Raw genomic sequence first — 11003 nt, 5'->3', positions numbered from 1 at the left:
TTGCCGCCACCCGCTGACTAATGACGAGGCAGGATCTTGCCCGGATTCATGATATTCAGCGGATCGAGCGCCTGCTTGATCGTGCGCATGATGTCGACGCCATGGCCGAGTTCGTGACGCAGGAAGCCGATCTTGCCCTGGCCAATGCCATGTTCACCGGTGCAGGTTCCCTCCATGGCGATCGCCCGCATGTTCAGCCGCGTCACGAATTCCTCCGACAGCGCGATCTCCTTCGGATCGTCGACATCCATCAACACCAGCACATGGAAATTGCCGTCGCCGGCATGACCGACGATCGGCGCGATCAAGCCCATCTCGGCAATGTCGGCTTCGGTCTCGGTGACGCATTCGGCAAAACGCGAAATCGGCACACAGACATCGGTCGACAGCCCCTTGGCGCCCGGCCGCAGCGTCAGCGATGACCAGTAGGCATCATGCCTGGCCTTCCATAGCTTCGTCCGCTCCTCGGCCACGCTGGTCCACAGGAACGGCCCGCCGGCATTCTCTTCCGCGATCATACCAAAAGTCTCGGCCTGCTCGGCCACGCCCGCATCGCTGCCATGGAACTCGACGAACAGGCACGGGCTCTCCGGATAATCGAGCTTCGAATAATTCTTCATTGCCCGCATCTGCAGCGCGTTGACCAGTTCTATGCGCGCCACCGGAATGCCCATCTGGATCGTCGCGATCACCGCATTGCAGGCCGCCTCGACGCTGGGAAACGGGCAGACGCCGCCGGAAATCGCCTGCGGAATGCCCTGCAACTTCAACGTCAGCTGGGTTATGATGCCGAGCGTGCCTTCCGAACCAATCAGCAACCGCGTCAGGTCGTAGCCGGCCGAGCTCTTTTTCGCGCGCTTGCCGGTTGTCACCGCCTCGCCGTCAGCCATCACCGCCGTCAGCGACAGCACATTCTCGCGCATAGTGCCGTAGCGCACAGCATTGGTTCCGGAAGCTCGCGTCGCCGCCATGCCGCCAAGCGACGCGTTCGCTCCGGGATCGATCGGGAAGAACAGGCCGGTGTCGCGCAGATGCCAGTTGAGGTCCTCGCGCGTCACGCCCGGCTCGACGGTGCAGTCGAGATCCTGCGGATTGACCGCGATAATGCGGTTCATTCGCGACGTATCAAGGGAGATGCCGCCGCCCGGCGCGTTGGTGTGGCCCTCCAGCGAGGACCCGACACCGAAGGCGATCACCGGCACGCGGTGCGTGGCGCAGGCACGCACGATCTCCTGCACCTCGGCCGTCGTCTCGGGGAAGGCAACGCCGTCCGGCGCCTGCGTCGGGATATAGGTGGTGGTGTGCGCATGCTGGGAACGGATCGCCTGGCCGGTTTGGAATCGCTCGCCAAGCTGCTGCTTGAGGATACCGAGCACGGCGGCGATGCCCTCTTCATTGCGCTCGACCGGATTGAGGTCGCTTAGAGCCATGTTTTCCTCCGCGAATGGACCAGCGTCCACCCTTGTTATGCATCTAAGGATGCGTAGTCTTACCAGCCACGCTCTGTCCAGCCCACGCTCTGTCCAGCCGAAGCTCTGTCCAGCAATGACGAGAAGGAAGTTCTCGATGCCGATCCCTGCCCCTTTCGTCTCTCGCATCATGGACATCGAGAAGGATTGGATCGACTACAACGGCCATCTCAACATGGCCTATTACAACGTGCTGTTCGACCGCTGCTCCGACGAAGCCTTCGAAATGATGGGGATGGGACTGGACTACGTGAAGGAGCGGCGGCTCACCATCTACACGGCGGAAGTCCATGTCTGCTACGTCAAGGAACTGCATCTCGACCACAAGGTCACGGTCTCTTTCCAGCTCATCGATCATGACGACAAGCGGCTGAGGGCCTACCAGGAAATCCGCCATCTCGACGGCTGGCTCGCCGCCACGTCCGAAACGCTGTCCTTGCATGTCGACATGTCCGGGCCGAAGGTGGCGCCCTTCCCCGCCGATGTGCTTGCCAGGGTGGAGGCGATGCGCGCCGCCCATGCCGCCCTGCCGATGCCGGAGCGCGCCGGCCGCTCGATCGGCATACGCCGCAAGACGGCTTGAACCCGGACCCGGCAGCCGTTAACCTTAACCAAATCTAACCGTGAACAAGCCGAATTGAGGCGTTGAACGACTCAGTGGGGCGTTGGAAAACTGTCTGCATCGCGTTGCGATAGGGGCGGCGGGCGGAAAGCCGGTTCGAGGAAAGTGCATGAAAACCGACATCAAGGTCGAGGCGGACAGGCTAGCAGCCGACCCACGCATCACCGACTATGATTTCTGGCGCTCACTGAAGAACCTCAACAACGAGATCTTTCACATCGCCAACAACAACGAGCCGATCCCTTTCGCCATGATCCGCTGGCGCGCCATCCTGAAACAGGCGCGCTCGAAGCGCGGCCACGCCTAGGCCATGATCCCGAAAAGTGGGAACCGGTTTTCGGAAAAGATCATGGCCAAACAAGAAGAATGAGAATCACTGCCGGCCTTTGATCGCAGCCGCAAGCGGCGAGCGCGCCACCACCGGTGACGACTGGATGATCGCGGTATTGGTCATCGCATAGGGGATGATGCGGTCGATCGTCCGCTCTAGCTCGGCCACCGAGCCGACATGCGCCAGTGCGATGAAACAATCCTCGCCGGTCACCCGGTCACATTGCGCGATCTCCGGCAGGTCGCGGATGATCTCGGCGACCGTTGCCAATTGCCCCGGCACCGGCCTGATCCGCAGCCATGCCGACAGCTTCATGCCGAGTGCGGCCGGATTGAGTCGCACCGTATAGGCCTCTATCACACCGTTTTCCTGCAGCCGTTTGATGCGCTCTGCCACGCTTGGTGCCGACAGGCCGACCGAGCGCGCAAGTTCTGCCGTGCTGGTGCGCGCATCCTTTTCCAGCAGGCGCAGGATCTTCAGGTCCGCCGCATCCAGATCGGAATTTTCGTTTCGAAGGCGTTTCACAGGAAACTCCTGGGTTTTGGAAAAACAATGACTGGTTCGGCCGATCATCAACCATATAAATCGGCGAAACTGCCTGCGACAACGGCCCTATGGATGATCGAACGCAAGCACCTACCGCAAGCCCTGCCCTCGCCGGCCCGGCCTTCGCAAATCTGGCAACTTCGCTGCCGCCGCATGTCTGGTTCTGCGTCAGCGCCGTGTTTCATTATCTCGGCCCGGCTTTCGCCGTGCTGCTCTTCCCGCATGTCGGCGTGCTCGGCATGGCGTGGCTGCGCATCGCCACTGCCGCTCTCATCTTTGCGCCGCTGACCCGGCCGTGGACAGTCTTCGCCCGCGCCGACCGTTCGACACGACTGCTGCTCCTGGCCTTCGGTGCCTGCTTGGCAGTGATGAACTGTTCGTTCTATCTGGCGCTCGACCGGCTGCCGATCTCGCTGGTCGCGGCGATCGAGTTCGTTGGCACCATCGGTGTCGCGCTCGTCGGCCTCAGAAGCCCGCGCAATCTGGTCGCCCTTGCTGTAGCCGTCGCCGGCACCTTGCTTTTGATCGACATCAAATGGTCGAGCGACCCTGTGGGGCTGTCCTGGGCTTTCCTCAATGGCGCGCTGTTCGTCGGCTACATCGTGCTCGGCCACCGCGTCGCCCGCGCCGGCGCAGGCGATGGCATCGCCGGCCTGGGTGCGGCCATGACGATCGCCTTCCTCGTCGTGCTGCCCGTCGGCTTCACCGAAGCGCTGCCGGCTTTTTCGGCACCGCAGTTGCTGCTCGCGGCCATCGGCGTCGGCATCTGCTCGTCGGTCATCCCCTATATCTGCGACCAGCTTGCCATGTCGCGCCTGCCGCGCTCGAGCTTCGCCCTGATGCTGTCGCTGCTGCCGGTCACGGCGACGCTGATCGGCGTTGTTGTGCTGCAGCAGATCCCTAGCCTCACCGACTGCCTCGGCATCACGCTGGTGGTCGCCGGCGTTGCCTTCCACAAGCCGGCGCCGGGCTGATCTGCTGCACCTACGACAGATCGGCTACACCAGCCTCTTCTTCAAGCCAGTTTCTCCTTGAGGAAGGCGATCGTACGGCCCCAGGCGAGATCGGCCGCCTTCTTGTCGTACCGCGCCGCCGACGTGTCGTTGTTGAAGGCATGATTGGCGCCCTCATAGATATAGACCGTGTATTCCTTGCCGGCAGCATCGAGTTCTTTCTTGAAGGCATCGATGCCGGCATTGATGCGGGTGTCGAGACCGGCATAGTGCAGCAGCAACGCTGCCTTGATCTTGGGTACATCGTCGGCTTTCGGTTGCATGCCGTAGTAGGCGACAGCAGCGGTGAGATCCGGTGCATTGACGGCCAGCGTGTTCACCGTGCCGCCGCCCCAGCAGAAGCCGACCGCGCCGACCTTGCCATTGCCGTCCGTATAACCCTTCAGGTAGGCGACTGTCGCAACCGCGTTGGCGGCGACCTGCGCCGGATCGAGCGTCGCAAACAGCTCGCGCACCTTGTCCTCGTCGCTGGGCGTGCCGCCAAGCGGCGACATGAAGTCCGGCGCCAGCGCAATGAAACCCTCCAGCGCCACGCGCCTTGCCACATCTCGGATATGCTGGTTGAGCCCCCTGTTCTCATGTACGACGATGACCGGGCCAAGCTTGCCTGTCCCGTCGGCCGGCTTGACCAGATAGCCCTTCATCTCGCCGCCGCTGCCGGGATATGTGACGTTCTCGGCTTTCACACGCGGATCATCCTCGGCGACGATTGCCGCCTGGGCGGTATCAGCGGCAAGCAGCGGCGCGATCGCCGCCGCGGCGGCGCCCGATCCGGCGAGCCTGCTCAGCTGTTCCATGAAGCGGCGGCGATCGAGCGTCAGATGCGTGTATTCGTCATAGGCATCGATCATCGCTTGGGTAATCACAGGCTTCGCAATGGCAGGCTCGGCGATTTCATGGCTGTTGGCGGGTCCGGCAGGTGTTGTCATGGCACGCTCCTCGACTTCGGGAATTTCCCCGCCGGGGGGCAAGATAGGGTTCAAGCCTGTAAGGTCCAGTCAATAGTGAGTGAAAGCGTCGGCCGATCGCCAAAGCCTATTTGCTCGCCTCAGCGTGAGGCGATGACTGAAATACACAGTGCCTTCTGCATAGTGTCTTCATCACATTTTGGTCATTTCTAGCAGTCTTGATGGTCTTGCCCCCATATGAAGAAAAACTGCTTGATGCGAGCCTTCGCTGACGCCTCCATCATCCCGACCAAGAAGGAACAATGCTGATGACCCTGCCCACCCCGATTCTGGCAAGCGCGTTCGTGCTTGCCGGCGCAGCCCTGGTGGCACTGCGGTCCGCCGCTTTCACTGCCACCCGGCGATCGATGGTCAAGGTGCGCAGCGACCGGCGCCGGCCTGCTGGCAGCCGTTAGAAAACCAACCACGAAACCCAAACCGGGGGGCAGGGACCATGGATGTCCAGGACATCGTGAATACCGTTTCGCAGAAGGCCGGCCTCGACCAGGCCGTGACGGAAAAGGTCGTCGGCACCATCTTCTCGGTACTTGAGCACGAGGCGGAAGGCACAAGCGTCTCCGGCTTCTTCGCCAGGATTCCCGGCGCCGACGGCCTCGCCCAGAAATATGACGTCATGGCTGCCGGCGCGGCCGGCTCCGGTGGCGGCCTGCTGTCGTCGCTGGAGGGCGTGCTTGGCGGTGCTCTCGGCGAAAAGACCGGCGCGCTGATTAACGGCGTCGCCGTGCTCAAGGCGTCGGGCCTCGACATGGCGCAGATCCGCCAGGCCGGCACGACGCTGATCCAGCAGGCCGAGGTTGCCGCCGGCCCCGAACTGACAAACGAGGTGCTCGGCTCGGTACCCAGCCTGAAGGCCCATCTTGGGCTTTAAAACTGCCCTATTTCGGCAGCGTGTAGGCCATCACATAGTCCCCCGGCTTGGTCCCGACCGAGCCGTGGCCGCCGGCGACGATGACCACGAACTGGCGTCCGTCTGCGACCGTATAGGTCATCGGCGTCGACTGCCCGCCGGCCGGCAGCCGCGTCTGCCAGAGCTGCCTGCCGGTTGTCACATCATAGGCGCGCAAGTAATCATCGACCGCAGCACCAAGGAAGGCGACGCCGCCAGCCGTGATCATTGGCCCACCAATGCCCGGCACGCCGACCTTGAACGGCAACGGCAGCGGCGTCATGTCGTGGACGGTGCCGTTGCGGTGCTTGTAGACGATCCTGCCGGTCCTGAGATCGACGCCCGCCACATAGCCCCAGGGCGGCGACTGGCAGGGGATGCCGAGCGGCGACAGGAACGGTCCCATCACCACCGCGTAAGGCGCACCCTCGTTGCGGTTGAGCCCCTGCTCGCTGCCTTTGGCATCGCCTGGCGGCGGCACGTCGGCGCGAGGCACAAGCCTGGAAGTGAAGGCGAGATAGGTCGGCATGCCGAACATCACCTGCCTGACCGGATCGACCGCCACACCGCCCCAGTTGAAGATGCCGAAATTGCCGGGATAGATCAGCGAGCCCTGCAGCGAAGGCGGCGTGTAGCGCCCCTCGTAGCGCAGCTTCAGGAATTCGATGCGGCAGGCCAACTGGTCGAACATGGTGACGCCCCACATGTCGGCGCCGGTCAGCGGCTTCGGATTGAAGCTCAAATCCGATGCCGGCTGCGTCGGCGATGCATGGTCGCCCTCGATCGCACCGCCCGGTGCCGGCACTTCCTTGACCGGGATGATCGGCTCGCCGCTGCGCCGGTCGAGCACATAGAGGTCGCCCTGCTTGGTCGGTCCGACAAGCGCCGGCACGACGCCGCTGGCCGTGGTGATGTCGACCAGCGTCGGCTGCGCCGGCACGTCCATGTCCCACAGGTCGTGATGCACGGTCTGCCGCACCCATCGCAATTGCCCGGTGTTGATACCGAGCGCGGTGATCGACGAGGAAAACTTCTCGACATTGGCGCTGCGGCCCATACCGAGCTGGTCCGGCGTCTGGTTGCCGAGCGGCACGTAGAGTAGGCCGAGCTTTTCGTCGGCGCTCGCCGTCGACCACATGTTGGGCGAGTTGTTGGTATAGATCTGGCCCGGCGCCAGCGGTTTCGTCTGGTCCGGATTGCCGGAATCCCAGTTCCACAGCAGGGCGCCGGTGTCGACGTCGAAGGCGCGGATGACGCCGGATGGCTCCTGTGTCGAATAATTGTCGTTGACCGCGCCGCCGACGATGATCTTGCCGCCGACGATCAGCGGCGCCGAGGTCGAATAATAATAACCCGACTTGGGATAGGGCATGTTGGCAAGCAGGTTCAGCGTGCCGCCTTCGGCGAATGACGGACAGACCCGCCCGTTGGCGGCGTCGAGCGCGATCAGCCGCGCGTCGGATGTCGGCAGATAGACGCGCGTCGCGCAGGGCTGGCCGGCGGTGATCTTGGCGTCAGCGTAATAGGACACGCCGCGGCAGGTCTGGTGCTGGCGGTCCTTGTCCAGCTTGACCTTGGGGTCGTAGCGCCATTTCTCCTCGCCTGTCGCAGCATCGATGGCGATGGCGAAATTGTGCGGCGTGCAGATAAAAAGCGAATCGCCGATTTTCAGCGGCGTCACCTGGTAGGTGGTTTCGCCGATGTCGTCCGGCCCCTTCACGTCACCGCTGCGGTAGGTCCAGGCCGGCTGCAGCGTGGCGACGTTTTCGGTGGTGATCTGACCAAGCGGCGAATAGCGCTGGCCATATGGCGTGCGGCCGTAATAGTGCCACTCGCCGGTAGGCACATTGCCGCCGAGGTCGGCCGTCGGGGTGATCTTGTCGGCGTTGAGCTCGCCCGCAATGTCCTTCGGGTCAACTGTCATCGAGTAGCCGGCCACTGCGAGCGAGGCGAGCACGGCCAGGATGAGCGGCGCCCGCCCGTCGGGGCCGGTGAGCCCTCGCCTTGCCCACGGCGTAAGCAGCCACAGCGCCAGCAGCACGATGACACCGCCGCGCGGGCCAAGCTCCCACCAGTCAAAGCCGGTTTCCCAGACCGCCCAGACGAGCGTGCCGAGCACGATCGCCGCGTAGAGCCACAGCGCCGTGGACTTGCGCCTGTAGAGCAGCCAGGCGGCGACGACGAAGGCGAGAGCGGCGACGACATAATACCAGCTGCCGCCCAGTATCGCGAGCCAGATGCCGCCGCCGCCAAGCGCCAGGCCGACAAGGAAAAGGATGAGGGAGGTGATGACGACAGCCAAGATGATACTCCTTCGACTGGTGCGCGCTCCGGGACGCGGCCATGGGCAACCCGGCATTGCGTTCCTGCCCCGGACGCAACTTTCTCCGGGCCGCCGTGGCTGTCAAGCAAGTGCGGTGCAATAGGTCGTGGACCGATGTTCGACCGGATTTGGGAGTCCACTGCCCGGATCGAGAACAAAACGGAGACACTTCTGGCCTTTCGCTGCCGAATCACTACATTCGGGGCAGATGTCCGGCTTTTCGGAAGACATGCCCTTTTTTGACGAACCGAACGCGCGGCCCGCGTCCGGCATTGCTGCGCGCGCCATGGCTGCCCGCAGCGGCCACAACAATGCGCCCGACTATCTGAAGGGTCTCAACCCCGAGCAGCGGCTGGCGGTGGAAACCACCGAAGGGCCGGTTCTGGTGCTGGCCGGCGCCGGCACCGGCAAGACGCGCGTGCTGACCACTCGCATCGCCCACATCCTCGCCACCGGCAAGGCCTTCCCCTCGCAGATCCTTGCCGTCACTTTCACCAACAAGGCCGCGCGCGAGATGAAGCAGCGCATTGGCCTTTTGATCGGCGATGGCAATGTCGAAGGCATGCCGTGGCTCGGCACCTTCCATTCCATTGGAGTGAAGCTGCTTCGCAGGCATGCCGAGCTTGCCGGGCTCAAATCCGACTTCACCATCCTCGACACGGACGACGTCGTGCGCCTGATCAAGCAGCTCATCCAGGCCGAAGGGCTGGACGACAAGCGTTGGCCGGCCAAGCAGTTCTCCCAGATGATCGACGGCTGGAAGAACAAGGGGCTTGGCCCCGCCGACATTCCCGAAGGCGATGCCCGCAGCTTCGCCAACGGCAAGGGCCGCGAGCTCTACAAGGCCTATCAGGAGCGGCTGAAGACGCTGAACGCCTGCGACTTCGGCGATCTCCTGTGCCACCCGATCAACATCTTCCGCGCTAGTCCGGACGTGCTGAAGGAATACCATCGCAAATTCAGGTACATCCTCGTCGACGAGTATCAGGACACCAACACCGCTCAGTACATGTGGCTGCGCCTGCTGGCGCAGCGGTCGGACGCCGGACGCACTTCATCGACAGATCTGCGATCGGCCGAAGGCCGCAAGCCCGACCGGGCGTCGGCCGGTCAGGCCGCCCTCGCGGAGGCCAGCGAGCGAAGCGAGCGCGCGGCCGTGAGCGAAAGCAAAGTGAATATTTGCTGCGTCGGCGATGACGACCAGTCGATCTATGGCTGGCGCGGCGCCGAGGTCGACAACATCCTGCGCTTCGACAAGGATTTTCCCGGCGCCACCATCATCCGGCTGGAGCGCAACTACCGCTCCACCGCGCACATCCTGGGTGCTGCCTCCCACCTCATCGCCCACAATGAGGGCCGCTTCGGCAAGACGCTGTTCACCGACCGCGACGAGCCCGAGGACGACAAGGTGCACGTCCATGCCGCCTGGGATTCCGAGGAGGAGGCTCGCGCCGTCGGCGAGACCATCGAGGCCTATCAGCGGCAAAAGCACAATCTCAACGACATGGCGATCCTGGTGCGTGCCTCCTTCCAGATGCGCGAGTTCGAGGACCGTTTCGTCACGCTCGGCCTCAACTACCGTGTCATCGGCGGCCCGCGCTTCTATGAGCGCCTCGAAATTCGCGACGCGCTGGCCTTCTTCCGCGTCGTTGCGCAAGGCGCCGACGACCTCGCTTTCGAGCGTATCGTCAACGTGCCGAAGCGCGGCCTTGGCGAAGCCACCATCCGCCAGATCCACGATACCGCGCGCGCGCTCCGCATCCCGATGCTGGAGGCCGCCGCCAAACTCGCCGAGAGCGACGAGTTGAAGCCGAAGCCGCGCGCCGCACTGCGCGAGGTCGCCGCCAATTTCGAGCGCTGGCAAAAGGCACTGGAAACCACGCCGCACACCGAGCTCGCCGAGACCATTCTGGAGGAGAGCGGTTACACCGACATGTGGAAGAACGACCGCTCGGCGGAAGCACCGGGACGGCTGGAGAATTTGAAGGAACTGATCCGCTCCATGGAGGAGTACGAATCGCTGCGCTCCTTCCTCGAGCATGTCGCGCTGGTGATGGACGCCGAGCAGAACGTAGAGCTCGACGCCGTCAACATCATGACGCTGCATTCGGCCAAGGGCCTCGAATTCGAGACCGTTTTTCTCCCTGGCTGGGAGGAAGGCCTGTTCCCGCACCAGCGCGCGCTTGACGAGGGCGGCCGCTCCGGGCTGGAGGAGGAGCGCCGGCTGGCCTATGTCGGGCTGACCCGCGCCAAGAAGAACCTGCACCTCTGGTTCGTCTCCAACCGCCGCATCCACGGGCTGTGGCAGTCGACCATCCCATCGCGCTTCCTCGATGAATTGCCGGAAGCCCATGTCGACGTTGCCGAAAGCGGCAACAACTACGGCGGCTATGGCGGTGGATCATTCGCATCCGGACGTGGCGGTCGCCAGAATCCCTATGGCGCTTCGCGCTTCGACAACATTGGCGCCGAGAAATCCGGCGCCTTCTCCAACAGCTATGCGACGCCGGGCTGGCAGCGCGCGCAACAGAACCGCACCGAGGCGACCGACCGCAACTGGGGCACGCGCTCCGGCCACCAGGTCGAGCGCATCGGCTATGGCGAGACCGACTCCGGCTTCGGCGCCGGCCGTACATCGATCAAGGGCCGCACCATCGACGGCGAGCTGGTCGCCAAATCCGTCGCTGACACGCCGTCCGCCTTCAAGCTGGGCGACCGCGTCTTCCACCAGAAATTCGGCAACGGCAACATTTCGGCCATCGACGGCAACAAGCTGACCATCGACTTCGACAAGGCCGGCCAGAAACGCGTTCTGGACGGGTTTGTCACTGGGGTGTGACCGTCA

At 63.6% G+C, this 11003-nt stretch carries 10 protein-coding genes; 6 read left to right on the top strand and 4 right to left on the bottom strand.

The window, feature by feature from the left end:
* Nucleotides 1-17: 17 nt before the first annotated feature.
* Nucleotides 18-1430, bottom strand: coding sequence for an FAD-linked oxidase C-terminal domain-containing protein (locus EN859_RS10755; RefSeq protein ID WP_127853333.1), 1413 nt, complete (start codon nt 1428-1430; stop codon nt 18-20).
* A 136-nt stretch (nt 1431-1566) separates the two neighbouring features.
* On the opposite strand from EN859_RS10755, the gene EN859_RS10750 reads away from it, so the two are divergent.
* Together EN859_RS10750 and EN859_RS10745 are read left to right on the top strand one after the other, a co-directional pair.
* The gene (locus tag EN859_RS10750) at nt 1567-2052 is read left to right on the top strand and encodes a thioesterase family protein (RefSeq protein ID WP_127853332.1); all 486 of its coding nucleotides are present in this window, start codon (nt 1567-1569) and stop codon (nt 2050-2052) included.
* A 148-nt stretch (nt 2053-2200) separates the two neighbouring features.
* Nucleotides 2201-2398: a hypothetical protein gene (locus EN859_RS10745; RefSeq protein WP_127853331.1), complete on the top strand. Its 198-nt coding sequence runs from the start codon at nt 2201-2203 to the stop codon at nt 2396-2398.
* 66 nt (nt 2399-2464) lie between these two features.
* Here EN859_RS10745 and EN859_RS10740 read toward each other — a convergent pair whose 3' ends face one another.
* Nucleotides 2465-2947, bottom strand: coding sequence for an Lrp/AsnC family transcriptional regulator (locus tag EN859_RS10740; RefSeq protein ID WP_127853330.1), 483 nt, complete (start codon nt 2945-2947; stop codon nt 2465-2467).
* A gap of 89 nt (nt 2948-3036) precedes the next feature.
* Here EN859_RS10740 and EN859_RS10735 point away from each other — a divergent pair, with 89 nt between their 5' ends.
* Nucleotides 3037-3942, top strand: a complete 906-nt coding sequence (locus EN859_RS10735; RefSeq protein ID WP_127853329.1) for a DMT family transporter — start codon at nt 3037-3039, stop codon at nt 3940-3942.
* 41 nt (nt 3943-3983) lie between these two features.
* Here the strand turns inward: EN859_RS10735 and EN859_RS10730 are convergent, their stop codons facing one another.
* Entirely contained in the window at nt 3984-4910 is a 927-nt protein-coding gene (locus tag EN859_RS10730; protein WP_127853328.1) for a dienelactone hydrolase family protein, read from the bottom strand.
* A gap of 287 nt (nt 4911-5197) precedes the next feature.
* Between EN859_RS10730 and EN859_RS38070 the strand changes: the two genes are divergently transcribed.
* Nucleotides 5198-5344 (top strand): hypothetical protein, encoded by a 147-nt coding sequence (locus EN859_RS38070; protein ID WP_189501821.1) that lies wholly within the window; start codon nt 5198-5200, stop codon nt 5342-5344.
* Between the two features lie 38 nt (nt 5345-5382).
* Complete coding sequence (locus EN859_RS10725) at nt 5383-5817, top strand: hypothetical protein (RefSeq protein WP_127853327.1); 435 nt, start codon at nt 5383-5385, stop codon at nt 5815-5817.
* A gap of 7 nt (nt 5818-5824) precedes the next feature.
* Here the strand turns inward: EN859_RS10725 and EN859_RS10720 are convergent, their stop codons facing one another.
* A complete protein-coding gene (locus tag EN859_RS10720; protein ID WP_127853326.1) occupies nt 5825-8137 on the bottom strand; it encodes a glucose/quinate/shikimate family membrane-bound PQQ-dependent dehydrogenase in 2313 nt (770 codons plus the stop codon).
* Nucleotides 8138-8366: 229 nt separating this feature from the next.
* Between EN859_RS10720 and EN859_RS10715 the strand changes: the two genes are divergently transcribed.
* Nucleotides 8367-10997, top strand: coding sequence for a UvrD-helicase domain-containing protein (locus tag EN859_RS10715; RefSeq protein ID WP_127853325.1), 2631 nt, complete (start codon nt 8367-8369; stop codon nt 10995-10997).
* Nucleotides 10998-11003 lie beyond the last annotated feature (6 nt).

Origin of the sequence: Mesorhizobium sp. M00.F.Ca.ET.216.01.1.1, from assembly GCF_004010325.2 — a bacterium.
Taxonomy (GTDB): domain Bacteria; phylum Pseudomonadota; class Alphaproteobacteria; order Rhizobiales; family Rhizobiaceae; genus Mesorhizobium.
This window is presented reverse-complemented; position numbering and strand designations above follow the sequence as displayed.

Bases quoted from the DNA above. Each gene is read 5' to 3' on its own strand.
- EN859_RS10715 (WP_127853325.1), top strand. From the start codon at position 8,367: ATGTCCGGCTTTTCGGAAGACATGCCCTTTTTTGACGAACCGAACGCG.
- EN859_RS10735 (WP_127853329.1), top strand. From the start codon at position 3,037: ATGGATGATCGAACGCAAGCACCTACCGCAAGCCCTGCCCTCGCCGGC.
- EN859_RS10725 (WP_127853327.1), top strand. From the start codon at position 5,383: ATGGATGTCCAGGACATCGTGAATACCGTTTCGCAGAAGGCCGGCCTC.
- EN859_RS38070 (WP_189501821.1), top strand. From the start codon at position 5,198: ATGACCCTGCCCACCCCGATTCTGGCAAGCGCGTTCGTGCTTGCCGGC.
- EN859_RS10745 (WP_127853331.1), top strand. From the start codon at position 2,201: ATGAAAACCGACATCAAGGTCGAGGCGGACAGGCTAGCAGCCGACCCA.
- EN859_RS10730 (WP_127853328.1), bottom strand. From the start codon at position 4,910: ATGACAACACCTGCCGGACCCGCCAACAGCCATGAAATCGCCGAGCCT.
- EN859_RS10750 (WP_127853332.1), top strand. From the start codon at position 1,567: ATGCCGATCCCTGCCCCTTTCGTCTCTCGCATCATGGACATCGAGAAG.
- EN859_RS10755 (WP_127853333.1), bottom strand. From the start codon at position 1,430: ATGGCTCTAAGCGACCTCAATCCGGTCGAGCGCAATGAAGAGGGCATC.